General features: G+C 70.1%; 21 protein-coding genes. 8 read left to right on the top strand and 13 right to left on the bottom strand.

The genetic code is table 11. The features are described 5' to 3' along the window. Positions 1-3 precede the first annotated feature (3 nt). From ACPCJR_RS00340 to ACPCJR_RS00325, 4 genes are all read right to left on the bottom strand, one after another. The gene (locus ACPCJR_RS00340) at positions 4-789 is read right to left on the bottom strand and encodes an LptA/OstA family protein (protein WP_391515100.1); all 786 of its coding nucleotides are present in this window, start codon (positions 787-789) and stop codon (positions 4-6) included. Further along, complete coding sequence (locus ACPCJR_RS00335; RefSeq protein ID WP_391515098.1) at positions 786-1,553, bottom strand: lipopolysaccharide-assembly, LptC-related protein; 768 nt, start codon at positions 1,551-1,553, stop codon at positions 786-788. The genes ACPCJR_RS00340 and ACPCJR_RS00335 overlap by 4 nt, the downstream gene beginning before the upstream one ends. 216 nt (positions 1,554-1,769) lie before the next feature. Then, positions 1,770-2,399: a ribonuclease D gene (locus tag ACPCJR_RS00330; protein WP_391515097.1), complete on the bottom strand. Its 630-nt coding sequence runs from the start codon at positions 2,397-2,399 to the stop codon at positions 1,770-1,772. A 138-nt stretch (positions 2,400-2,537) separates the two neighbouring features. Next, positions 2,538-2,897, bottom strand: coding sequence for a ComEA family DNA-binding protein (locus ACPCJR_RS00325; RefSeq protein WP_391515095.1), 360 nt, complete (start codon positions 2,895-2,897; stop codon positions 2,538-2,540). A 293-nt stretch (positions 2,898-3,190) separates the two neighbouring features. Here ACPCJR_RS00325 and ACPCJR_RS00320 point away from each other — a divergent pair, with 293 nt between their 5' ends. Together ACPCJR_RS00320 and ACPCJR_RS00315 are read left to right on the top strand one after the other, a co-directional pair. Continuing rightward, complete coding sequence (locus ACPCJR_RS00320; protein ID WP_391515094.1) at positions 3,191-3,523, top strand: CsbD family protein; 333 nt, start codon at positions 3,191-3,193, stop codon at positions 3,521-3,523. Positions 3,524-3,668: 145 nt separating this feature from the next. Next, positions 3,669-4,097 carry a BA14K family protein gene (locus ACPCJR_RS00315; RefSeq protein ID WP_391515092.1) on the top strand — a complete coding sequence of 143 codons (429 nt, stop codon included), beginning with the start codon at positions 3,669-3,671 and terminating at the stop codon, positions 4,095-4,097. A gap of 40 nt (positions 4,098-4,137) precedes the next feature. Here the strand turns inward: ACPCJR_RS00315 and ACPCJR_RS00310 are convergent, their stop codons facing one another. Next, positions 4,138-5,661 carry a sensor domain-containing diguanylate cyclase gene (locus tag ACPCJR_RS00310; protein WP_391515155.1) on the bottom strand — a complete coding sequence of 508 codons (1,524 nt, stop codon included), beginning with the start codon at positions 5,659-5,661 and terminating at the stop codon, positions 4,138-4,140. Positions 5,662-6,005: 344 nt separating this feature from the next. On the opposite strand from ACPCJR_RS00310, the gene ACPCJR_RS00305 reads away from it, so the two are divergent. Genes ACPCJR_RS00305 through ACPCJR_RS00295 form a run of 3 tightly spaced genes read left to right on the top strand, consistent with a single transcriptional unit; the run spans position 6,006 to position 9,593 of the window. Further along, positions 6,006-7,322 carry an MFS transporter gene (locus ACPCJR_RS00305; protein WP_391515090.1) on the top strand — a complete coding sequence of 439 codons (1,317 nt, stop codon included), beginning with the start codon at positions 6,006-6,008 and terminating at the stop codon, positions 7,320-7,322. Between the two features lie 56 nt (positions 7,323-7,378). After that, positions 7,379-8,650 carry an arsenic transporter gene (locus ACPCJR_RS00300; RefSeq protein ID WP_391515088.1) on the top strand — a complete coding sequence of 424 codons (1,272 nt, stop codon included), beginning with the start codon at positions 7,379-7,381 and terminating at the stop codon, positions 8,648-8,650. Positions 8,651-8,660: 10 nt separating this feature from the next. Beyond that, entirely contained in the window at positions 8,661-9,593 is a 933-nt protein-coding gene (locus ACPCJR_RS00295; protein WP_391515086.1) for a DMT family transporter, read from the top strand. 9 nt (positions 9,594-9,602) lie between these two features. On the opposite strand, the gene ACPCJR_RS00290 is transcribed toward ACPCJR_RS00295, so the two are convergent. After that, on the bottom strand, positions 9,603-10,034 hold the full coding sequence (locus ACPCJR_RS00290) for a PaaI family thioesterase (protein ID WP_391515084.1): 432 nt from the start codon (positions 10,032-10,034) through the stop codon (positions 9,603-9,605). A 43-nt stretch (positions 10,035-10,077) separates the two neighbouring features. Between ACPCJR_RS00290 and ACPCJR_RS00285 the strand changes: the two genes are divergently transcribed. Both ACPCJR_RS00285 and ACPCJR_RS00280 read left to right on the top strand, forming a co-directional pair. Further along, positions 10,078-10,641 carry a CoA-binding protein gene (locus ACPCJR_RS00285; protein ID WP_391515083.1) on the top strand — a complete coding sequence of 188 codons (564 nt, stop codon included), beginning with the start codon at positions 10,078-10,080 and terminating at the stop codon, positions 10,639-10,641. Positions 10,642-10,934: 293 nt separating this feature from the next. Beyond that, positions 10,935-12,989 carry an ATP-binding protein gene (locus tag ACPCJR_RS00280; protein ID WP_391515082.1) on the top strand — a complete coding sequence of 685 codons (2,055 nt, stop codon included), beginning with the start codon at positions 10,935-10,937 and terminating at the stop codon, positions 12,987-12,989. A gap of 122 nt (positions 12,990-13,111) precedes the next feature. On the opposite strand, the gene ACPCJR_RS00275 is transcribed toward ACPCJR_RS00280, so the two are convergent. The 3 genes from ACPCJR_RS00275 to ACPCJR_RS00265 all read right to left on the bottom strand — a co-directional run bounded on the left by ACPCJR_RS00275 (position 13,112) and on the right by ACPCJR_RS00265 (position 15,935). Further along, complete coding sequence (locus ACPCJR_RS00275; protein WP_391515081.1) at positions 13,112-13,537, bottom strand: organic hydroperoxide resistance protein; 426 nt, start codon at positions 13,535-13,537, stop codon at positions 13,112-13,114. Positions 13,538-13,675: 138 nt separating this feature from the next. Then, positions 13,676-14,938 carry an MFS transporter gene (locus ACPCJR_RS00270; protein ID WP_391515080.1) on the bottom strand — a complete coding sequence of 421 codons (1,263 nt, stop codon included), beginning with the start codon at positions 14,936-14,938 and terminating at the stop codon, positions 13,676-13,678. A 7-nt stretch (positions 14,939-14,945) separates the two neighbouring features. Beyond that, entirely contained in the window at positions 14,946-15,935 is a 990-nt protein-coding gene (locus ACPCJR_RS00265; protein WP_391515079.1) for a MaoC family dehydratase, read from the bottom strand. 276 nt (positions 15,936-16,211) lie between these two features. On the opposite strand from ACPCJR_RS00265, the gene ACPCJR_RS00260 reads away from it, so the two are divergent. Continuing rightward, on the top strand, positions 16,212-17,330 hold the full coding sequence (locus ACPCJR_RS00260) for an acyltransferase family protein (RefSeq protein WP_391515078.1): 1,119 nt from the start codon (positions 16,212-16,214) through the stop codon (positions 17,328-17,330). A gap of 52 nt (positions 17,331-17,382) precedes the next feature. Here ACPCJR_RS00260 and ACPCJR_RS00255 read toward each other — a convergent pair whose 3' ends face one another. The 4 genes from ACPCJR_RS00255 to ACPCJR_RS00240 all read right to left on the bottom strand — a co-directional run bounded on the left by ACPCJR_RS00255 (position 17,383) and on the right by ACPCJR_RS00240 (position 22,157). Beyond that, positions 17,383-18,354, bottom strand: a complete 972-nt coding sequence (locus ACPCJR_RS00255) for a type II secretion system F family protein (protein ID WP_391515077.1) — start codon at positions 18,352-18,354, stop codon at positions 17,383-17,385. A gap of 88 nt (positions 18,355-18,442) precedes the next feature. Beyond that, complete coding sequence (locus ACPCJR_RS00250; RefSeq protein WP_391515076.1) at positions 18,443-19,414, bottom strand: type II secretion system F family protein; 972 nt, start codon at positions 19,412-19,414, stop codon at positions 18,443-18,445. After that, a complete protein-coding gene (locus tag ACPCJR_RS00245; protein WP_391515075.1) occupies positions 19,411-20,865 on the bottom strand; it encodes a CpaF family protein in 1,455 nt (484 codons plus the stop codon). The genes ACPCJR_RS00250 and ACPCJR_RS00245 overlap by 4 nt, the downstream gene beginning before the upstream one ends. A gap of 47 nt (positions 20,866-20,912) precedes the next feature. Then, on the bottom strand, positions 20,913-22,157 hold the full coding sequence (locus ACPCJR_RS00240; protein WP_391515074.1) for an AAA family ATPase: 1,245 nt from the start codon (positions 22,155-22,157) through the stop codon (positions 20,913-20,915). Positions 22,158-22,247: the final 90 nt, after the last annotated feature.

Below are 22,247 nucleotides of genomic sequence, written 5' to 3'. Positions count from 1 at the left end.
CGATCAGTTCGCCTGCGCCCGCGTCTTGATCGAGGGCTTCTCGGTCGTCTTCTCGGTCGTCTTGGAACCGGGCTTGGCCGCCACCGCCGGCGCGGCACAGCCCTTCGGCTGACTGCCCTTGGCAGCCGCCTTGTCGCCGCCCTCGCCGGGCACGAACATCGCCGAGACGCGCCCGCCGGCCACCGGGTCCATGTTCGCCCGGCCGCTGGCCATGTCGTAGACGAGCCGCGAGCCGCGGGTCACGTTCTGGCACTGGCTGAGCACGACGTTGCCGGTCAGCACGATACGCTTGGCGACCTGATCGAACACCGCGTTGTCGCCGGTGGCGACCTGATCCTTCTGGGCCACCGTGACGGGGCCGGCGCACTCGACCTTGCGGATGCCGTTGCCGCCGAGCGCATCGACCGCCTTGGCCCTGGCGTCGTCCGAGGCCTCGGACTCGGTCTTGGCCGCGTCCTTACCCGGATCCTTGTCCTTGTCGCGCTTGTAGTGGACCGTCATCGCCGAGCAGCGGATGGTGCTGTCGCCCTGCACCGCCACGACGTTGCCGGCGAAGATCGCCTTGTTCTCGCGGTCGAACACGTCGAGCCGGTCGGCGTCGATCTTGATCGGGCCCTTGCCGCCGCCGACGGTGCCGAGCGGCGCGGACTTCTCCTTCGACGCGTCCTTGGCCACGTCCTTGGCCGGCTGCTGCGCCGTGGCGCCGGCGCCGGGATGGATCAGGCCGAGGACGAGGCCGAAGGCGAGCGCGAGGGTGCGGCCGCGGGTCAGGCCGGAATGGGCGCTCATCGGGCCTGCTCCGACGGTTCGGCCGCGGAGGTGCGGATGCGCTCCGACTCCGCCTTCGCGGCGACCTTCGCATCCCCCTTCGTCCCCGGCTCCTCGCCGTGGAACACGGCGTGCACGCCGCCGACGAAGGACACGACCCGGCCGCTCTCGACCACGTCGAGGCTGTCGGCGACGATCGACCCGGCGGGGACCGTGACGGTGACCGCCTTGGACGAGCGCAGGCTGCCGCTCTTGAAATCGACGGTGGCGACGGAGAGGCGGATCTCCTCGCCCTTGTCGGTCCAGAGGCGGATGTCGTTCTCGAGGTTGAGCGATTCACGGGTGGAGTCGAACACGCCGCCGCGCGCCTCCAGATAGGCGCGCCCGCCCTTGTCGTCGGTGGCGACGTGGCCCTTCATGGCCTGCAATTCGATGATGCTCGGCTTGCGCACGTCCTGCTGCGCGGCGTCGGCGATCACCTCGTAACCGCGCTCACCCTTGCGGAAGCCGGACAGGCGCGGGTTCTCCATCGTCACCTTGGTGCCCGAGACGCTGATCGGACCGATCGAGACGTTGGGGATGCTGCCGGAGAGCGGGCCGTAGAGCACGATCGCGGCCAGCCCGAACAGGGCGAGGCCGGCGACGACGGGAATGACCCGGCGCAGCGTCCGCACCTGCGCGCTGTGCCGGCGTGCGCGCCCGTGCGCCCGCCTGCGGCGCGCGTTCTCGTTCGCGGCGAGCGCGAGGAGATCCGTCTCCGTCTGGATGGTGTCCGCCGCCTGCATCGCGTTCCTGAGGGGGTCGGCGCACCTGCGGTCGCGCCCTGCCGGCCGGATGCCCCGGTGCGGTGGCGAAGTTATGGCCTCGTCTCGCGGCCGGGATCAACGGCGCCCGCGTGCGCCCCCGCACGAAGAGCGGCCGGAATCATCCTGCCTGCAAAGACATTTCCCGCCCCCGTTGCAAGCCGGCATCGTTTCCCGATCGAAGTCGCGGGTTTCGCGTCAGGAATGAGCGAAGATATCGACCTCCGGCCAGCCCGCGAGATCGAGTTTCGCCCGGGTGGGCAGGAAATCGAAGCAGGCTCCGGCGATCTCGGTGCGCCCTTCGCGGGCGAGCATCGCGTCGAGGCGCTCGCGGGCGGCGTGGAGATGGAGCACGTCGGAGGCCGCGTACTCGATCTGCGCCTGACTCAACGTATCCGCGCCCCAATCCGAGGATTGCTGCTGCTTGGAGAGATCGACGCCGACGAGTTCGCGCACCACGTCCTTCAGGCCGTGCCGGTCGGTATAGGTGCGGGCCAGCTTCGAGGCGACCTTCGTGCAGTAGACCGGCGCGGGCATCACGCCGAAGGCGTTGAACAGCGCCGCGAGATCGAAGCGGGCGAAGTGGAAGATCTTGACGACGCCCGCGTCGGCCAGAACCGCCTTCAGCCGTTCCGGCGCCGGATCGCCGGGTCGGATCTGCACCACGTCGGCGCTGCCGTCGCCGCGCGAGACCTGCACCACGCAGAGCCGGTCGCGGTGCGGGTTGAGCCCCAGGGTTTCGGTGTCGATGGCGATCGCCGCGCCGGGCTCGAAATCGGGGGGAAGGTCGCCGTGATGGAGGCGGATCCGGTGGCTGGCGGCGGACATTCTCGCGCGGGCGCTTTCGAAGGGTCGGGCAGGGGGCACGCAAACGGACGTGAGCGCCCGCGGTAGCACCGTGGGGCCCGGCCGGAAAGGCCGCCTCCGCAACCGGGCGCTCGCGGGAGCGCCCGGCGCACGGCCCGCCTATTTCTGCTTGGCGATGATCCGGTCCTTGATCTCAGCATAGACCGACTCGGGCAGGATCTTCTTGCGCAACAACTCGTCCTTGCCCCGGTAGGGCCGGCCCTTGACGATGGCGGCGGAGCGTGCCTCCCCGATGCCCTTGAGCTGGCTCAGCTCCTCGGCACTGGCCGAGTTGATGTCGATGAGGGCCGCCTTCGCGTCCGGCTTGGCCGCATCCGGGGTGGCGGCGGGCGCCGTCGACGGGGCAGCGGCCGGGGGCCTCGCGGCCGGCGGGGTGGCCGGGCTCGGCGCCTGGGCGAGGGCGGGCGCGGCGGCGAGGCCGAACAGCAGGGTCAGGGTGGGGATCAGGGAAGCACGCATGTCGATCTCCCGACAGCGGGCGGCGGGGCGCCGCACCGGCATCCTAGGGGTAGGGCGGGCCGCTTGAACCGCGTTTGAACGGCCTGCAAACAGACCGGCCACGCCCCAGGCTGCAACCGCGCCCCCGTGAAATGCACGGACTGCGCAATTCTTTCCCGGAACAAGCTCGCCCGCGATCCGTTCGTGGTCCGCTGCGCTGCCGGTCCGCTCCGAAGGGCCGACCGCGCCGATGCTCCGCCCTCTCGAACGCGGCGGACGCCAGAACACGTTTCGGACGAGAGAGGATCGAGGCCATGGTCGACAGCGACAGGATCACGGGCGCCGCGCGGGAACTCGGCGGCAAGGTGCAGGGTGCGGTCGGCAGCCTGAGCGGCTCGCGCGACGACGTGGCGGCGGGCCGGCTGCGGGAGGCGGCGGGCCGCGCGGAGACCGTCTACGGTCAGGCCAAGGACGCCGTGCGCCACGCCACCGACGAGGCCTACGACGTTGCGGAAGAAGCCTACGATCGCGGCCGCCGGACCCTGAAGGAGGGCCATGAGCGCTCCGTCGAGTGGCCGCACGCCTCGCTGCTCGTGGCCGGACTGATCGGTTTCGGGCTCGGCCTGCTCGTGCGCGGGCGCAACTGAGGCGCGGCGCACGCCGCATCCGGCGACCTCACGTCGCCGGATGCGAACCGGCCGGTCGCGCGTTGTTCCTTGGGGAGCCGGTCGAGCGGCCGGGTCCCCACTCCTTCCGCCGACCGGCGGCGATCACCAAGGAATCGACGACACGATGAAGCTGACCCTCGCGCTTGCCGCCACCGTCACCGCCCTCCTCGCGGCCGCGCCGGCCTCCGCCGCGCCCGCTCCGCAGAGCCCGATCGAGGCTCTGGTCAAGGGTGACCTGCCGACCGGCTACAGCCAGTACCGCCGCTACGGGCACCGCCATTACGGCCGCCACGGCTACGGGCGGGGCTGGCGCGGCGGCTATCGCCGGGGGCCGGGCGTGGGCGCCGCGGTCGGCGCGGGCGTGGCGGGTCTGGCGGCCGGCGCCATCCTCGGCGGCGCGATCGCCAATTCGCAGGCGCAGGCCGCTCCGGTCGTGGTGCAGGGCGGCCCGAGTCCCGAAGCGGTCGCCGCCTGCGCCCGCCGCTTCCGCTCCTACGATGCGCGCAGCGGGACGTATCTCGGCAACGACGGCGCACGGCATCCCTGCCCGTAACGCAGTCCTCCAAGGCCGGCTCATCCGCGCGGCACAAGCCTCATCGTGCGGGTGAGCCGGCCGCCGTCGGCAGCCCGAACGCCTCCGGGGCACCCTCGACGGCTCCGACGACGGGCGCACAGATCGTGCGGTCGCGGCCGGCCTCCTTGGCGGCGTAGAGCGCCGCGTCGGCTCTTCGATAGAGATCGTGCATCGTCCCGCTGCCGCGCCCGACGGCGAGGCCGATGCTGACGGTAACCGAACCGGCCGGAATTCCGGCCGACGGAACGGCGATCCCGGCCACGGCCGCGTGGATCGCCGCGGCGCGTTGCAGGGCTCCCTCCCGGTCTGTCTCCGGCAGCAGCACGACGAACTCCTCCCCGCCGACGCGGGCTGCGAAGTCGGTGGGCCGGCGCAAGCTCTTTCTCAGCGCCTCGGCGAGCCCCTTCAGCACCTCGTCGCCGACGATGTGGCCGTGCGCGTCGTTGTAGCGCTTGAAGTGGTCGGCATCGGCCACGAGGAGCGCCAGCGGCCGGCCCGTCCGCTGGGCCGTCCTCCAGGCAGGCGAAAACGCCTCCTCGAAGTGGCGCCGGTTCGGCAGGCCGGTGAGGGCGTCGGTCTGCGAGAGGCGCGCCAGTTCCGCCTGCATCGCCGTGCGGCGGCCGAGTTCGCGCCCGAACAGGAGCGAGAGCAGAATGGTCAATCCGCACAGGAACAGGACCGCGAAGCCGATCACCAGGGCCTTCTCCCGCCACTCCGCCTCGATCTCGGCGGCCGAGAGGGCGACGTTGAGCACGAGCGGGAAGTATCCGACCTGCGTGAAGGCGTAGTAGCGCTCGACGCCGTCGCGGACCGAGAGCCCGGTAAAGCTGCCGCTGCGCTGCGCCACGAAACGTTCGAAGGTCGGCGCCCCGGCGATGTTGGCGCCGATATCGGCCTCCACGGACGGGTGGCGCATCAGGCGCGTGCCGTCGCGCAGGTAGAGGTTGATCCCGCCGTCCCGGCCGAGCCCGATTTGGTCGAACAGGCGGCTGAAATAGGAGAGTTTGAGGCTCGCCGAGACGATGCCGCCGAAGGACCCGTCCGGTCGGTCGATGCGGCGACTCAGCACGATCACCGGCGTGTCGAGCAGACGCGAGACCAGCGGCGGGCTGATGGTGAGTCCGAGATCGCTGCGCGCCTTGTGGGCCTGGAAATAGGCGCGATCGGCGTTGTTGATGCGGCGGGCGGGCAGGGCGCGGGAGTCGATCACCGTGTCGCCGTTCGCATCGACGACGAGCATCACGCCCATGTCCCGCGCCGTGGCCGCCCGATCGAACAGGATGAGCTGGCGCAGGCCCGGATCGAGATCGACCACACCCGTGGCCTTGAGGTTGTCGATCACCGCGCCGAGGGAAAGATCGATGATCTCGATGTTGCGGGCGATGTCCCGCTCGATCACCTGAAGCAGGTTCTTGGAGGTCTGCTCGGCCTTGTCCCAGGCGTCCCGCCTCAGGTCGAGCAGCATCAGGCCCGAGAGCACCAGCATGCCGAGGGGCGCGAGGATGCCCAGGACGAGCCAGGTCCGGGCCGGGCGCGCCCGCATGTCGGGCAGGCAAAGCCGATCGGCCGCTCCCTCACCGTCGACGCCCGCTCCGCGCATCGTCCCGCCCACCTCGCCTCGGGTCGTTCTTCCGCGAAAGGCGCTAAAAGATCCTTTTGTCCGCTACGGTACGCTCCCTCCCCTCACGCTTCTCGGTTAACGCGACCCTCCCGCTGGAAACGGGGCGGCGATCGTCGCACGCAGACGTGATCGAGGGGCCGGGATTAAGAACGCCCGAGCCAGGAACGAAGGTTGCCGCAGCAACTTAGCGCCGTGGCCGTCCGGCTGCCCGTATTCTTGCGGCGGAGCGACGACGGCCGTCGACCCACGTCCCAGAGATTTCGGCCATGCGAGTCGAAGCGCGCCCGTCCTCCGATCCCGAGCGGCAGCCGTCGCAGGCCGCACGACGCGGTCTCGATCTGCTCAACCTGACCCTTGCCGACGTGCGCGACGGGCTGGGGCCCTATCTCGCGATCTACCTGCTCGCCGTGCGCGGTCCGGAGCAGGGTTGGAACGAGGCGACGATCGGTCTCGTGATGACGATCGCCGGCATTGCCGGCCTGCTGACGCAGACGCCGGCGGGTGCCCTGATCGACCGCACCCGGAACAAGCGCGGGGTCGTCATCGCCGCGGCTCTGGCCGTCACCGCGAGCTGTCTCGTCCTGCCCTGGATCTCGAATTTCTATCTCGTCGCCGGCACGCAGGCGCTCGCCAGCATGGCCGGTTCGATCTTCGCGCCCGCGCTGACGGGCATCACCCTGGGCATCGTCGGCCCAAAGCTGTTCTCCAAGCGCATCGGCCGCAACGAGGGCTTCAACCACGCCGGCAACGCGGTCTCGGCGATGCTCGCGGGCGGGCTGGCCTACCTGTTCGGCCCCATCGTCGTGTTCTGGCTCATGGGAATCCTGGCCGCCTGCTCGATCGGCGCGATGCTGATGGTGCCGGCGCAGGCGATCGACGACGACCTCGCCCGCGGCCTCGACTGCCGGGAAGACCAGACCTGCGAGCAGCCCTCGGGCCTGAGCCTGCTGCTGCGCAACCGCCACCTGATGCTGTTCGCGCTGCTCTGCGCCGCCTTCCACCTCGCCAACGCGGCGATGCTGCCCTCCGTCGGCCAGTTGCTGACGAAGGTGGTCGGCAAGGACAACGCGACCTCGCTCATCGCGGTCTGCATCGTGGCCGCGCAATGCGTGATGGTGCCGATGGCGGTGCTGGTGGGCGCCAAGGCCGACAGCTTCGGGCGCAAGCCGATCTTCCTTGCCGCCTTCGGCGTGCTGGCCCTGCGCGGGGTGTTCTACACCTTCTCCGACAACCCCTTCTACCTCGTGGCGGTGCAGTGCCTCGACGGGGTCGGCGCCGGCATCTACGGCGCGCTGTTCCCGATCGTCGTGGCCGACCTGACCCGCGGCACCGGCCGCTTCAACGTCGCGCAGGGGGCGGCGGCGACCGCCCAGGGCCTCGGCGCGGCGCTGAGCGCGACGCTGGCCGGCGTCATCATCGTCGCCGTGGGCTATTCGGCGGCCTTCCTCGTGCTCGCCGCGGTCGCGGGGGCGGGCTTTGCCCTCTACCTGCTGTTCATGCCCGAAACACTCGGCTACGAGCCCCGTCCGACCGACGCGCAGCCGCCGACGCCCGCTTCGCCGCTCGCGGTGCCGGCCGAGTAGCCGTCGGCGACACCCGCTGACGCTCGCGAAAACCCCTCCACAGGAACCGGACGACGATGGGCGGCTTCGCGCTCACTCCCCACCTCGCGACTTGGGGGATCGCGGCGCTGGCCACGCTCGGCGTCATCACCCGGCCGATGGGCTGGCCGGAGGCGGTCTGGGCCGTGCTCGGGGCCGCCGCCCTCGTCCTCCTCGGCCTCCTGCCCGTCGGCGCCGCCTGGGAGGGGGTGCTCAAGGGCGGCGACGTCTACCTCTTCCTCGTCGGCATGATGCTGATGTCCGAGGTCGCCCGGAAGGAGGGCCTGTTCGACTGGCTCGCCGGCCTCGCGGTGCACGCGGCCCGGGGCTCGGCGACCCGGCTGTTCGCCCTGGTCTACGCCGTCGGCACGCTCGTGACGGTGTTTCTCTCGAACGATGCCTGCGCGGTGGTGCTGACGCCCGCGGTCTACGCGGCGACGCGGGCCGCCAAGGTGCGCGATCCCCTGCCCTACCTCTTCATCTGCGCCTTCATCGCCAACGCGGCGAGCTTCGTCCTGCCGATCTCGAACCCGGCCAACCTCGTCGTCTTCGCCGAGGCCATGCCGCCGCTGACGCGCTGGCTGGCGCTGTTCGCCCTGCCCTCGGTGCTCGCCATCGCGGCCACCTACGCCGTGCTGCGGATCAGGCAAGGCCCGACCCTGCGCGCGCAGAGCGTGGCGACCAAGGTCGAGGGCGCGCCCCTCTCCCGCACCGGGCTCGTGGCGGGGCTCGGCATCGTCGCGACGGGCGCCGTGCTGATCGCCGCCTCGGCCCTCGGGCGCGATCTCGGCCTGCCGACCTTCGCCGCGGGCCTCGCCACGACGCTGATCGTGCTCCTGATGCGGCGCGGCGGACTCGTGACGGTGATGCGCGACGTGTCCTGGAGCGTGCTGCCGCTCGTCGCCGGACTGTTCGTCCTGGTCGAGGCGCTGGAGAAGACCGGCCTGCTCGGCCGGATCGCCGAGGGGTTCAAGGCCGCCGTCGGCGCCGCGCCGGAGGCGACCGCCTGGGGCGCCGGCGCGCTGGTGGCCGTGCTCTCGAATCTCGTCAACAACCTGCCCGCCGGCCTGATCGCGGGCGCCGCCGTCCAGGCCGCCGGAGTGCCCGAGCGCGTCGCCGGAGCGGTGCTGATCGGCATCGATCTCGGACCCAACCTCTCGGTGACGGGCTCGCTCGCCACGATCCTATGGCTCACCGCCCTGCGCCGCGAGGGCATCGACGTGAGCTTCTGGCGCTTCCTGAAACTCGGCGCGCTGGTGATGCCGCCGGCCCTCGTGCTGGCGCTCGCCGGCCTCCTGCTCGTTCCCTGAGGCACGGACCGTGACCGCAGCCCTGCTCTATCCCTTCATCCTCGTGGCCGGTGCGCTCCAGGCGCTCGGCAATTCCATGAACGCTCGGCTGCGCGGGGCCCTGGTGAATCCCTGGCTCGCGGCGGCGACCTCCTTCGCGCCAATCGTGTTCGCCTTCGTCATCCTGTTCCTGACGATGCCGGTACCGCTGCCGACCCCGGACGATCTCGCCCGGATGCCGTGGTACGCGCCGCTCGGCGGTCTGGCCGGCGCCGTGGCGGTGTTCGGCGGTCTCGCCCTCGTCGACAAGGTCGGTGCGGGCCCGTTCAACGGCCTCCTCATCACCGGCAACATCCTCACCTCGCTGGCGCTGGACGCGTTCGGCCTGTTCGGCCTGAAGGGCGGGGGGTGGAAGCCGCTGCCCTGGCTCGGCGGCCTGCTGATGGTCGGCGGCATCGTCCTGATCGCCCGCGCGAGCCGCGGCGAGCCCGACCGGGACGGGGGAGACGGCCACGGCCTCAGCGGCCGGCTGCTCTACCCCTTCGTCCTCGGCGCGGGCGCGCTGCAGGCCCTCGGCGTCGTCTGGAACGCGCAGCTGCGCGGCGCCCTGGTCAATCCCTGGCTCGCCGCAGCCGTCTCCTTCGTGCCGATCGTCTTCGTGTTCCTGACCGTTTTCGCGATCCGGCCGAGGCCCCTGCCGACCCGCGAGGATCTCTCCGGAATGCCGTGGTGGGCGCCGCTCGGCGGGCTCGCGGGCGCGGTGGCGGTGTTCGGCGGGCTGCTCTTCGTCGACAAAGTCGGGGCCGGCGCCTTCAACGGGCTGCTGATCACGGCCAACCTCCTGACCTCGATCGCCATCGACCATTTCGGCTGGCTCGGCATGCCGGTCTGCCGCGCCCGGACGGGGCGGCTCGTCGGAGCCGGGCTGATGGTGGGCGGCATCCTGCTGATCTCGGTGGCGTGAGCCGACCGCTCACCGCCCCGGCGGGATCGAGTAGGTGCCGGTGGCGTGGCAAACGATCTCGTCGGAACCCTTGGTGCGAATCGCCACGTCGCCGACGGCGAGCCGGCGCCCGATCTTGAGCAGACGGCACTCGGCGATCAGCCCGCCCTGGCCCGGTCGGCGCAGGAAGTTGAAGCTCAGGTTCGTCGTCACCGCGAGCGCCACCGGCCCGATATTGGAGAGGATCGCCGCGTAGAGCGCGTAATCGGCCAGCGCCATCATCGACGGACCGGAGACGGTGCCGCCGGGGCGCAGGTGGCGCTCGTGATGGTCGAGGCGCATCCGCGCGCAGAGCGGTCCCACCGCCTCCAGATGGTAGTGCCGACCGTCCGCATTCATCTGCGGGAATTCGCGCTCCAGGAACGCGACGGTCTCCTCCAGGCTCATCACGGTCTCGCTCATGCTGCGCCTTGCAGCACGCCCGCGCTTGGCGGACAAGAGCGGGATGATCCCGACCCTCGACGGCGCCCCCGATGGAATCGCCACCCGGCACGACCGCTACCCGGACGCGCAGATCCGCGCGATCCTGAAGCAGGCGCGCTCCATCGCCCTGGTCGGCGCCTCGGCCAACCCGGCCCGGCCGAGCTACATCGTCTTCAAGTATCTCTCCGAGCGTGGCTACGCGGTCACGCCGGTCAATCCGGGACTTGCGGGCCAGACCCTGCTCGGGCGCCCGGTGGTGGCGCGGCTCTCCGAGTTGGCCGGTCCGGTCGACATGGTCGAGATCTTCCGCAATTCCGCCGCGGCGGGGCCGCTGGTGGACGAGGCGCTGGCGCTCGCGCAACCGCCGACGGTGATCTGGATGCAGCTCGGCGTGCGCGACGACGCGGCCGCCGCCCGGGCCGAGGCGGCGGGTCTCACGGTCATCATGAACCGCTGCCCGAAGATCGAGTACGGCCGGCTCTCCGGGGAGATCGGCTGGACCGGCGTCAATTCCCGCATCCTCAGCGCGAAGAAGCCGCAGATGGCCAGGGGCGGGGTGCAGAAGCGGACGATCGAGGGGACGTGAGCCGCGCCTGAAGTCCGGCCTCCTTCGGACCTTCGCAGCGACGGCGCCACAGCGCTGCCACCGCGCCGGCCTGTGCTGTCGACGACCTTTGACGGTGCCGTCCGAGCGTGACAGATCTCCGGCATGTCCGACACGCCGACCCGCAACGGCTCCCGCACGGCCGAATCGACCAGCTTCGACGCTCTGGCCGCTTCAGGCGACGACGCGACGGCGAGTGGGGTGCTCACCCTTCCCGCATGCCCGCCGGCCCGCACGACGAATCGCGCGGATCATCGTTCAGGCCGCTGATCCGCATGACCACCCCCAGATCGATTTCGGCGCTCCCTCAAGGCATCCTCAACGACATCGTCGCGATCGAGAGCATCGCGGCCGTGCCCACGATTCTCGACGTGGTGTGTCGCAGCACCGGCATGGGCTTTGCCGCCATCGCGCGTGTCACCGAGCATCGCTGGGTCGCCTGCGCCGTCAAGGACGACATCGCCTTCGGCCTCAAGCCCGGCGGCGCCTTGGAGCTCGAGACGACCATCTGTCACGAGATCCGGCAGAGCGGGGTCCCGGTCATCATCGACCACGTCGCCGAGGACCCGGCCTTCTGCGAACATCACACCCCCGCCAAGTACGGCTTCCAGAGCTACATCTCGATGCCCATCGTGCTGCCAGACGGCACGTTCTTCGGAACGCTCTGCGCCATCGATCCGAAGCCCGCCAAGCTGAACACACCCGCGGTTGTGGGCCTGTTCAAGATGTTCGCCGACCTGATCGGCTTCCATCTCGATGCCAATCAGCGACTCGCGTCGCGCACGGCCGAGCGCGACCTCTACGAGAACATCGTTCAGTCCCACGCGGAGCCGATCTGCGTCTTCGACAAGGACTATCGGCTGATCGCCTTCAACAAGGCGCACAACGACGAGTTCTCCCGGGTCAACGGCTTCTACACGAAGATCGGCGACGTCTTTCCCGATCTGTTCATCCCGGAGCAGGCCACCCTGATGCGCGCCAATATGGGCCGGGCGCTGGCTGGCGAGGCGTACAAGGTCGAAGCCGTGTTCGGGCGGGCCGAGTTCGGCCAGCCGTGCTGGGAGATCACCTACACGCCGCTCCGCGACGGAGCCGGTGCGATCTTCGGCGCCTACCACCAAGCGCACGACATCAGCGCGCGTCTCAAGGCAGAGGCCGAGCTTCGGGATGCACAGGATGTGCTGCGGCAGTCGCAGAAGCTCGAGGTGATCGGTCAGCTCACTGGCGGCGTGGCGCACGACTTCAACAACCTCCTCACGGTCATCAAGTCGTCCACCGATCTCCTCAAGCGCCCCGGTCTCGCCGAGGAGCGGCGCGCCCGCTACATCGAGGCGATCTCCAACACCGTGGATCGCGCCGCCAAGCTGACGGGCCAGCTCCTCGCCTTCGCCCGGCGGCAGGCCCTGAAACCCAAGGTCTTCGCAGCCTGCGACAGCGTCCGGGCGCTCTCCGACATGCTCGGTACGCTCACCGGCTCGCGCATCACCGTCGTGACCGAGCTGCCCGAAACCCCATGCCTCGTGAACGCCGATCCGAACCAGTTCGACACCGCGCTGGTGAACATGGCGGTGAACGCGCGCGACGCGATGGAGGGCGAGGGGCAACTTACCATTCGCGTCGCGGCCGTCGAGCAGATGCCCTCCGTTCGCGCTCACCCCGCGGTCCCCGGGCCCTTCGTGGCGGTCTCGGTGAGCGACACAGGCTGCGGCATCGCGAGGGAGATGCTGGAGCGAATCTTCGAGCCGTTCTTCACCACCAAGGCGGTCGGGCAGGGCACGGGCCTCGGGCTCAGCCAAGTGTTCGGCTTTGCCAAGCAGTCGCATGGCGAGGTCGTGGTGGAGAGCGTGGTCGGACAAGGCTCGACCTTCACGCTCTATCTTCCCCGCGCGCCCGGCGAGATCCAGCCGACGGTGGGAAGCGAGCCGACGCTCGTGCTGGACGGTCACGGCACCTGCGTGCTCGTGGTCGAAGACAATGTCGAGGTCGGCACCTTCGCCACGCAGACCCTGGCGGAACTCGGCTTCAGCACGGTCTGGGCGGCGAATGCCGCGGAAGCCCTGGGGGAGCTGGCCAAGGACGCGGATCGCTTCGACGTGGTGTTCACCGATGTGATGATGCCCGGGATGAACGGCGTCGATCTCGCCCGCGAGATCCGGCGGCTTCATCCCGATCTGCCCGTCGTGCTGACTTCCGGCTACAGCCACGTTCTGGCCCAGACCGGCACCAGCGGCTTCGAGCTTCTGCAGAAGCCCTACTCCGTCGAACAGCTCTCACGCACCTTACAAGCGGTGGCCAAGCCAGGCCGCCGCAAAGACATCGGTGCCCCGTAGCTTCGCCGACACGCGGCCGATCGATCCCGGATCGCCACCTTCGACAAGCGATCCGATGCCCTGTCGTCACTCGCGAGAGGAGGCCCTCGGACGGAGGGCCTCCCGCGATCATCGATCGGGCGTCACGCCAGCGTCAGCCCGACATCCACATTTCCCCGCGTGGCGTTGGAATACGGACAGATCTGGTGCGCCGCCTCGACGAGGCGCTCGGCGTCGGCGCGCTCAAGGCCGGGCAGGCTGACCTTGAGGTCGGCGGTGATGCCGAAGCCGCCCTCGGAGCGCGGGCCGATGCCGACAGTGGCGGTGACGGTCGTGTCGGCGGGCACCTTCAGCTTGAGCTGGCCGCCGGCCACCTTGAGGGCGCCGAGGAAGCAAGCGGAGTAGCCTGCCGCGAAGAGCTGCTCCGGGTTGGCACCGGGGCCGCCCGCGCCGCCGAGTTCCTTCGGGGTCGAGAGCTGAACCTGGAAGCTGCCGTCCTCGGTGCGGGCGGAGCCGTCGCGGCCGCCCGTGGCGGAGGCGGTGGTGCGGTACTTCACATCGACGGTCATGGGCTGTCCTTGTGATCGGGGTTCGAACGCGGCCGATCGGTTCGGCGTAGGGCAGAGATAGCGCGCATGTGAATTGTGCGCAATCTATATCGACGCCCGCTGGCATAGCCTCCTTACAGGGCGCGTCGCGAGGCCCGATCAGCCGTCCCGACCCGTCTCCGGCATGGCCGCGACCGCGGCGAAGCTGATCCCGGCAGCGAGAGCGAGATAGAGCCCGACGGAGCCGATGCCGCCCCAGCCAACCAGCCATTGCGCGGCGAGCGGCGCACCCGAGGCACCGACGATGCCGGCGAGGTTGTAGGTTACGGAAGCGCCGGTGTAGCGCACGCGGGTCGGGAACAGCTCGGGCAGCAGCGCGCCCATCGGCCCGAAGATCCAGCCCATGGCGAAGAGCGCGAGGCAGAGGAAGCCGAGCACGAGGGCGGGCTCGCCGCTGCCCAGCATCGGCCCCAGCACCGCCCCGAGGCCCGCCGTGACGAGGAGGCCCGAGAGCATGACGGGCTTTCGCCCGAAGCGGTCGGCGGCCAGCCCCGAGAGCGGGATCGCCAGCGCCATGAACAGGATCGCGACGCACTCGAACAGCAGGAAGGTCTTTCGCGGGTAGCCGAGCGTGGCGGTGCCGTAGCTCAGCGCGAACACGGTCGAGAGGTAGAAGACGGCGTAGGCCGCCACCATGGCCAGCGTCCCGAGCAGCGTCGCCCTGAGATGCGCGGAGAAGATCGTGGCGAGCGGCACCCGCTCCGGCGGCGCCTGTTCGAGCGCGGCGCGGAAGGCCGGGGTCTCGGTCAGCTTGAGGCGCACGTAGAGCCCGACGCCGACGAGGGCGGCGGAAGCCAGGAAGGGCAGCCGCCAGCCCCAGGCCTCGAAATCCGCTGGGCTCAAGGACACGCTGAGTCCGAGGAACAGCAGGTTGGCGGCGATGAAGCCGATCGGCGCGCCGAGTTGCGGGAAGATGCCGTATAGGGCGCGGCGCCCCGGCGGGGCGTTCTCGACCGCGAGCAGCGCCGCCCCGCCCCACTCGCCGCCGAAGCCGACGCCCTGGCCGAAGCGCAGCAGGCAGAGCAGGGCCGGCGCCCACCAGCCGATCGCCGCGTAGCCCGGCAGGCACCCGATCAGGACGGTGGAGAGCCCCATGATCATCAGCGAGGCGACCAGCGTCGCCTTGCGCCCGACCCGGTCGCCGAAATGCCCGAAGGCCGCGGCGCCGACAGGGCGCGCCAGGAAGGCGATGGCGAAGGTGGCGAAGGCCTGGAGCGTCTGCACGCCGGGCTCGCCCTGGGGGAAGAAGATCGGGCCGATCACCAGCGCGGCGGCGGTGGCATAGATGTAGAAGTCGTAGAACTCGATCGCGGTGCCGACGAAGCTCGCGGTGAGGATGCGGCGGGCGGAAGGCGGGTTCATCGGCGCGTCACGGCTCCCACTGCCAGAAGACCGAGCCGGTGAAGGCGAAGACCGGCTCGCCGCGTTGGTTCTGGGCCGTGTTGTGGTGGGTGGCGATGCCCCAGCCCGGCCGCGAGGCGGACGCCCGGCGGTCCACGAGGCGGCTGGCGTAGCGGATCGTGTCGCCGGCATAGACCGGGCGCAGCCATTGCAGGTCCTTGAAGCCCGGCGAGGGTCCGAGCTGCGGCACGGGTCCGGAACGGGCGGTGAAGGCGATGTCCCGGGCAAAGGTCGCGTTGAGCCGCTTCATCCACACGGCGGCGGTCTGCCAGCCCGAGGCGCAGAGCGCACCGAAATGCGTGGCGCGGGCGGCCTCGGCATCGAGATGGAAGACCTGCGGATCGTAGGCGCGCGCGAAGGCGACGATCGCCTCCGCCTCGAAGCGGTGTGCGCCGAGATCGCGGGTCATGCCGATCTCCGCCTGCCCGAGGAAGGGCAGCCGCTCGGCATCCGCGGGCTCCGGCACCGATCCCGATTCCGTCGCCCGTTCCACGGTGCGCGGGGCCGGCACCGCGTCCGCCCGGGCGAACAGCACGGCGAAGTCCTGCGTCATCACCGTCTCGCCGCGCCCGTTCTCCAGCGTCATGGCGAGGCGGGCCATGCCGCGGTCGGGCTTCGAGGCGGAAGGGCGCACCTCCTCGACCCGGATCGTCGCGCTCAGCGAATCCCCCGGCAGGACCGGCCGGACCCAGCGCAGGGCCGTGATGCCCGGCGAGCCCATCGAGGTCGAGCGCGCGATCAGCGCTTGCGCGAGCAGGCGCATGCCGAGCGCCGCCGTCTGCCAGCCGGAGCCGATCAGCGTGCCGACGAAGGTGTCCTTCGCCGCCGTCTCGTCGAGGTGGAAGGGCTGCGGATCGTAGTCGAGCGCGAAGGCCACGAGTTCGTCGCGCGTCACGCGGATTGGTCCGGCCTCGTAGGTCTGGCCGGGGGAGAGATCGTCGAGGGTGAGCAGGGCCATGGAAAGCGCGCGTCGCGAGAGGAGACGAGCGTGGCTACAGCATCGGACGCGGGCGCGCATCCCGGGCCGGCGCCGGCCAGCCGTGACGGCGGCGGCTTGCCGGTCGTCGTCCCAGGCCTCACACCACCCACCGGGGCGCGGCCATTAACCCTGCGCCAGGATGCGTAGTGTGGCCCTCGGCGAAGGGCGCGCGCGATCCGTTACACTGACGGCGAACGGCGATCCCCGCGCGTCCGCCGCCGCACGGACGCCGAAGGATCCGGGTCAGGGACGATCATGCTCGACCGGAAGGCACGGGAAATCCAGCTCGACGTCATCCGCGGCGTCGCGATCCTCTTGGCGATGGGCTGGCACCTCAACGGTGGCAGCATGACTCTGGCCGTCAGCGACGTCTGGCTGCACCCGGGCCGGGTGATGGGCTGGGCGGGCGTCGACCTGTTCTTCGTGCTGAGCGGCTTCCTCGTCGGCGGCCTCGTCATCCGCGAAGTGAGCGCGACGCGGGCCTTCGACTACCGGCGCTTCCTGATCCGTCGCGCCTTCCGGCTCTGGCCCGTCCTCTACGTCTATCTCGCGGTGCAGGTGGTGCTGACCGACCGCTCGTGGACGAGCTTCGTTCCCCAGGTTTTCCTGCACGTCCAGAACTACTTCGAGACGCCGCTGCTCCACCTCTGGTCGCTCGCCGTCGAGGAGCAGTTCTACCTTCTGATCGGTCTGTCCCTGCCCTTCCTGACGCGCCTGCGCCTGACCGCCCGGCACGTCCTGGCGGGACTCTTCGCCATCGTTCTGGTGACGTGGCTCTTGCGTCCCCTCGCGGCGCTCGCGGGAATCGATCCGCACGCGCTCCAGGTCCAGACGCAGTACCGGCTCGACGGTCTCGCCCTCGGCGTCGCCCTCGCGCTCCTGGCGCAGCGCTTTCCGGACCGCTACGCCCGGCTCGCGCGCCCGCGCCTCCTCAACCTCGCCGCGGCGCTGGCGGCCTTCACCGCCCTATTCTGGCTGACCGACGACCTCGCCCGCGCCGCTTTCGGCTATACGCTGGCCGCGATCGGCTCCGCCTTCGCGATCCTCGCCATCCACGGAAGCCGGAACCGGTTCTTCGCCTCGCCGCCGGCGCGGCTCCTGGCGATCATCGGCCTTTATTCCTATCCCATGTACATATGGCACAACGGCATCGGCAACCGGATCACGCCGCGGCTGGCCGAGATGGCGGGCATCACCAGCCCGGATCTCGTGGTGATCGCGAAATACGCGCTCTCGATCGGGCTCGCGATCGTCATCGGGCTCGCGATCGAACAGCCCTTCATGCGGCTGCGAGACCGGCTGTTCTCGCGCGGCCCGGCCCGGGCCGTCGAGCCCGTCGCGGGCGTGGCCGCCCCCGGTCTCAACCGCCCCTGACGGCGATCCGACGTGAGGCGCCTCTCGCGCGATGCAGGCGCGCCGGCCCGCCTCACTTCATCATGGAGAAGGCCTGGATGCCGGCGGGCGTGAGGATCACCACGAACAGCACCGGCAGGAAGAACAGGATCATCGGCACCGTGAGCTTCGGCGGCAGGGCGGCGGCCTTCTTCTCGGCCTCCGTCATGCGGTGGTCCCGGCTCTCCTGCGCGAGCACGCGCAGGGCCTGTCCCAGCGGCGTGCCGTAGCGCTCGGCCTGCATCAGCGCCGTGGTGAGCGATTTCACGATGTCGAGGCCGGTGCGCAGGGCGAGGTTCTCGTAGGCCACCCGGCGCTCCGGCAAGTAGGACAGTTCCGCGGTCAGGAGCGCCAACTCCTCGCCCAGCGCCACCGACTGGCTCGTGATCTCGATGCTGACCCGACGGAAGGCGTTCTCGATCGACATGCCGGATTCGACGCAGATCAGGCACAGGTCGAGCGTGTCGGGCCAGCCGCGCCGGATCTCCGCCTGCCGCTTCGAGGTGAGGTTCGACAGATAGACCTCCGGCAGCTTGAAGCCGACGAAGGCCGCGACGAGGACGATGCCGAGCCGGACGATGACGGGCTGATCGAGCACCTCCAGCACGAACATGTAGAAGAGCCCGCCCAGGGTCAGGACGATCGGCATTACGAGGCGGAAGAACAGGAATGCCGTCTCCGCCCCGGCGCCGCGATAGCCCGCCATGGTCAGCTTGGTCTTGGCGGTGTTCGTGCCGAGCCAGCGGTTCAGGGCCAGCTGCTCCACGACCCGCTTCATGTAGGCCTTCGGCTCGGAGCGCAGGGAGACGCGGTTGTTGAGCCGCTCGCGCTCGCGCTGGCGGATCAGCTCGCGCTCGTCGCTGACGAGCTTCATGCGCTTGCCGAGTTGATCGGTCTCGATCAGCGGCTGGACCAGGGTGAAGACCGTGGCCGCCGCGGCGATGCCGATCAGCACCGTCGCGAGGCTGCGGGGGCTGAGCGCGGCGTTGACGACATCATCCAGCATCGGTGTTCGATTCCGCCCGTCCATCGCGGCCCGGCTGCCGAGAGCCGGCCCGCCATCGTCGGCCAAAAGTGCGTCCGCAGAGGGTGCTTCAGATATCGAAGCTGATCATCTTCTTCATCACGAGGATGCCGACCAGCATCCATAGGCCGGAGACCACGAGGGCGATCTTGCCGATCGCGGTCGTCCACAGGAGCGCGGTGTAATCCGGGCTCGACAGATAGGTGGTGAAGGCCACGAAGAACGGCAGGGCGCCGATGATGTAGGCGGAGACCTTGGCCTCCATGCTCATCGCCTTGATCTTGCCGGACATCTTCTTGCGCTCGCGCAGCACCCGCGACAGGTTCCCGAGCGCCTCGGACAGGTTGCCGCCGGCCTTCTGCTGAATGCCGATGACGACGGCGAAGAAGTTCACCTCGGTCACCGGCACCCGCTCGTACATGCGCAGGATCGCGTCTCCCATCGGAATGCCGAGCGTCTGCGCCTCGATCGCGACCCGGAACTCGCTCTTCAGGGGCTCCTTCGCCTCGCGGGAGATCATGCGCAGGCAGTCGCCCAGCGGGATGCCGGAGCGCAGGCCGCGCACCACCACGTCCATGGCGTTGGGCAATTCCTCGATGAAGGCGGCGATGCGCCGCTTCTGCAGGTGCTTGAGCATCCAGGCGGGCAGACCGAACCCGCCGGCGAACAGGGCGAGGAGCGCGATGAAGGGGCTCTCCGAGACGACGAAGATCCCGGAGGCGAGGATGACGCTGGTCATCGCGGAAACGAGGTAGAACTTCCGGCGCGTCCAATCGAGCCCAGCCCGGGCGAGGCGCAATTCGAGGGTGACCTTGGTCTTGTCCTTCTTCGCCTCGATCTCCTTCAGGCTCTTGGCGACCTGTTCGCGCCGGTTGGCGGCCGCGCCGCGCTCGGCCAAGCTCACCTTGGGCTGGCCCAGGGCCTTCCGGCGCTGCTCGGCCCGCTTCTCTCCCGAGAGGTGGGGAAGCAGGAAGACGTAGGCGACCGCGCCCGCGGCAATCGCCGCGAGCCCCGCCGCCAGCGGCGCGTTGAGCGCGCTCACGGGGCCTCCTCCGCGGGTGCCGCGGCGGCGTCGAGGGCGGCAGCGAGCGCCCGCTCCTCGCCGTAGTAGCGCGCCCGTTCCCAGAAGCGCGGACGGCCGATCCCGGTGGAGCGGTGGCAGCCGATCAGGCGGCCGTTGGCGTCCTCGCCGAGCACGTCGTAGACGAGCAGATCCTGGGTGATGATGACGTCGCCCTCCATACCCATCACCTCCGTGACGTGGGTGATGCGGCGCGAGCCGTCGCGCAGGCGCATCGCCTGAATGATCACGTCGACCGAGCCGGTGATCATCTCGCGCAGCGTCCGCGAGGGCAGCGAGAAGCCGCCCATGGTGATCATCGACTCGATGCGGGCGAGGCATTCGCGCGGCGAGTTGGCGTGCAGCGTGCCCATCGAGCCGTCATGGCCGGTGTTCATCGCCTGAAGCAGGTCGAAGGCCTCCGGTCCGCGCACCTCGCCGACGATGATCCGCTCGGGCCGCATGCGCAGGCAGTTCTTCACGAGGTCGCGCATGGTGACCTGCCCCTGGCCTTCCAAGTTCGGGGGCCGGGTCTCCAACCGCACCACGTGGGGCTGCTGGAGTTGCAGCTCGGCAGCGTCCTCGCAGGTGATGATGCGCTCGTCGTTCTCGATGAAGGCGGTGAGGCAGTTCAGCAGCGTCGTCTTGCCCGAGCCGGTGCCGCCCGAGATCACGACGTTGCAGCGGACCTTGCCGATGATCTGCAGGATCTTCGCGCCCTCCGGCGAGATCGCCCCGAAGCGCACGAGCTGGTCGAGGGTGAGCTTGTCCTTCTTGAACTTTCGGATGGTCAGCGCCGGCCCGTCGATGGCGAGCGGGGGGGCGATCACGTTGACGCGGGAGCCGTCGGGCAGGCGCGCGTCGCAGATCGGCGAGGCCTCGTCCACACGCCGGCCGACCTGACTGACGATGCGCTGGCAGATGTTCATCAGCTGCTGGTTGTCGCGGAAGCGCACGGAGGTGAGCTGGATCTTGCCGCCGACCTCGATGAAGGTCCGGTCGGCCCCGTTCACCATCACGTCGGCGATGTCGTCGCGGGCGAGCAGCGGCTCCAGCGGCCCGTAGCCGAGCACGTCGTTGCAGATGTCGTCGAGCAGCTCCTCCTGCTCGGCGATCGACAGGACGATGTTCTTGAGCCCGATAATCTCCGAGACGATGTCTCGGATCTCCTCGCGCGCCGCCTCGCCGTCGAGCCGGGCGAGCTGGGCGAGGTCGATCGCCTCGATCAGTGCGCCGAAGATCATGCTCTTGGTGCGGAAATACTCCTCCGACCGGGGCTGCGCCACCACCGGGGCCGGGCGGCTCGGCGGCGGTTCCGGCCGCGCGCGCTCCACCTCCTGCTGGAGGACCGGCGGAGGGGCTTTGACCGCGGGGCCGGCAACCGGAACGACCGGAGCGGGGGCCGATGCGGCGGTGGAGCGTCGACCGAACATGGCGCCGCAGCCTCAGCGGGATCGAGGGGAAGGATCGGGACGCACGGTCAGGACGCCTTCTTGCGGGTCAGACGAGCGAGCAGCGGCTCGAGCAGGTTGGCCCGGGCGCGCCGGATCTCGGCCCGGCCGGTCACCGCGGCGGCGAGTTCCGAGAAGATCTCGGCGGGCTTGGCGCCGGCCTGGACCTCGGCGATCATCTGGCCGTTATTGGCCGCGGTGCCGAACAGGGCGGGTTCGAAGGGGATCACCGCCTGGAGCGGCACGTCGAGCGCCTTGGCGAACTCGGCCGCGGCGATCTCCGGACGCTTGGGCACGCCGACGCCGTTGAGAAGCACCCGCGCCCGCGCATCGTTGGGGCGCTGCTGCTGGAGCAGGGCGAGCAGGTTCTTGACGTTGCGCAGGCTCGCGAGGTCCGGCGAGGCGACGATGAGGATCTCGTCGGCGCCGATGAGGACGCGGCGGCTCCAGGCCGACCAGTGGTGCGGCACGTCGAGGACGATGCAGGGCACGGCGAGGCGCAGCAGGTCGATGAGCGCGTCGAAGGCCGGCTCGGTCAGGTCGACGGTGCGGTCGAGGGTGGCCGGCGCCGAGAGCAGGGCGAGGTTGTCGGCGCATTTCGACAGCAGGCGGTCGAGCAGGTTGGAGTCCAGGCGCTCGGGCGCGAACACGGCCTCGGCGATGCCCTGGGGCGGGTCCTGGTTGAAGTTGAGGCTCGCCGTGCCGAAGGCGATGTCGAGATCCGCGATCACCGTGGCGGTGCCGTGCTCGCGGGCCACCGTCCAGGCGAGGTTGTGGGCGACCGTCGAACTGCCGCTGCCGCCCCGGGCTCCGTAGACGGCGATCGTCCGGCCGACCGGCTTGGCGCCGGGCGCCGTGAACAGGTCCGAGACCGCCGCGATCAGGTCCACGGCCGCGACCGGCGCCATCAGGTACTCGCTCACGCCCCGCTGGATGAACTGCCGGTAGAGCAGAACGTCGTTGACGTGGCCGATCACGAGCACCTTCGTGCCCTCGTCGCAGACCTCGGCGAGCTGGTCGAGGCATTCGAGCGGGCGCGACTTCAGGGCCACGAACTCGATCAGGATGACGTTGGGCGTGGGCGCGTGCCGGTAGGCCTCGACGGCCGCGGCACCGCCGCCCATCTGTACCTTGACGTGCGCCTTCTGCAGCCGCCGGTCCGTGGCGACGCCCTCGATCATCGCGGCGGTCTCCGGCGCCTCGCAGAAGGCCTGGATCGTGATCCGGGGCACCGGTGCGATGATGCGCTCTGGGGCCTCAGGAGTATCCGGCATGACGCGTGGCTTCCGGTTCGGGGCCGTGACGGCAGAGAGGGAATCGGTCGGGAGAGCCGGGCAGGCTCCCGTTGCGATCGGAGAGGAATG

Source organism: Methylobacterium sp. NPDC097929, from assembly GCF_049543375.1.
Classification (GTDB): Bacteria; Pseudomonadota; Alphaproteobacteria; order Rhizobiales; family Beijerinckiaceae; genus Methylobacterium.
This window is presented reverse-complemented; position numbering and strand designations above follow the sequence as displayed.

What these genes read in the sequence shown, in the direction of transcription:
- ACPCJR_RS00340 (WP_391515100.1), bottom strand. Translation starts at nt 789, where the DNA reads ATGAGCGCCCATTCCGGCCTGACCCGCGGCCGCACCCTCGCGCTCGCC.
- ACPCJR_RS00335 (WP_391515098.1), bottom strand. Translation starts at nt 1,553, where the DNA reads ATGCAGGCGGCGGACACCATCCAGACGGAGACGGATCTCCTCGCGCTC.
- ACPCJR_RS00330 (WP_391515097.1), bottom strand. Translation starts at nt 2,399, where the DNA reads ATGTCCGCCGCCAGCCACCGGATCCGCCTCCATCACGGCGACCTTCCC.
- ACPCJR_RS00325 (WP_391515095.1), bottom strand. Translation starts at nt 2,897, where the DNA reads ATGCGTGCTTCCCTGATCCCCACCCTGACCCTGCTGTTCGGCCTCGCC.
- ACPCJR_RS00320 (WP_391515094.1), top strand. Translation starts at nt 3,191, where the DNA reads ATGGTCGACAGCGACAGGATCACGGGCGCCGCGCGGGAACTCGGCGGC.
- ACPCJR_RS00315 (WP_391515092.1), top strand. Translation starts at nt 3,669, where the DNA reads ATGAAGCTGACCCTCGCGCTTGCCGCCACCGTCACCGCCCTCCTCGCG.
- ACPCJR_RS00310 (WP_391515155.1), bottom strand. Translation starts at nt 5,661, where the DNA reads ATGCGGGCGCGCCCGGCCCGGACCTGGCTCGTCCTGGGCATCCTCGCG.
- ACPCJR_RS00305 (WP_391515090.1), top strand. Translation starts at nt 6,006, where the DNA reads ATGCGAGTCGAAGCGCGCCCGTCCTCCGATCCCGAGCGGCAGCCGTCG.
- ACPCJR_RS00300 (WP_391515088.1), top strand. Translation starts at nt 7,379, where the DNA reads ATGGGCGGCTTCGCGCTCACTCCCCACCTCGCGACTTGGGGGATCGCG.
- ACPCJR_RS00290 (WP_391515084.1), bottom strand. Translation starts at nt 10,034, where the DNA reads ATGAGCGAGACCGTGATGAGCCTGGAGGAGACCGTCGCGTTCCTGGAG.
- ACPCJR_RS00285 (WP_391515083.1), top strand. Translation starts at nt 10,078, where the DNA reads ATGATCCCGACCCTCGACGGCGCCCCCGATGGAATCGCCACCCGGCAC.
- ACPCJR_RS00280 (WP_391515082.1), top strand. Translation starts at nt 10,935, where the DNA reads ATGACCACCCCCAGATCGATTTCGGCGCTCCCTCAAGGCATCCTCAAC.
- ACPCJR_RS00275 (WP_391515081.1), bottom strand. Translation starts at nt 13,537, where the DNA reads ATGACCGTCGATGTGAAGTACCGCACCACCGCCTCCGCCACGGGCGGC.
- ACPCJR_RS00270 (WP_391515080.1), bottom strand. Translation starts at nt 14,938, where the DNA reads ATGAACCCGCCTTCCGCCCGCCGCATCCTCACCGCGAGCTTCGTCGGC.
- ACPCJR_RS00265 (WP_391515079.1), bottom strand. Translation starts at nt 15,935, where the DNA reads ATGGCCCTGCTCACCCTCGACGATCTCTCCCCCGGCCAGACCTACGAG.
- ACPCJR_RS00260 (WP_391515078.1), top strand. Translation starts at nt 16,212, where the DNA reads ATGCTCGACCGGAAGGCACGGGAAATCCAGCTCGACGTCATCCGCGGC.
- ACPCJR_RS00255 (WP_391515077.1), bottom strand. Translation starts at nt 18,354, where the DNA reads ATGCTGGATGATGTCGTCAACGCCGCGCTCAGCCCCCGCAGCCTCGCG.
- ACPCJR_RS00245 (WP_391515075.1), bottom strand. Translation starts at nt 20,865, where the DNA reads ATGTTCGGTCGACGCTCCACCGCCGCATCGGCCCCCGCTCCGGTCGTT.
- ACPCJR_RS00240 (WP_391515074.1), bottom strand. Translation starts at nt 22,157, where the DNA reads ATGCCGGATACTCCTGAGGCCCCAGAGCGCATCATCGCACCGGTGCCC.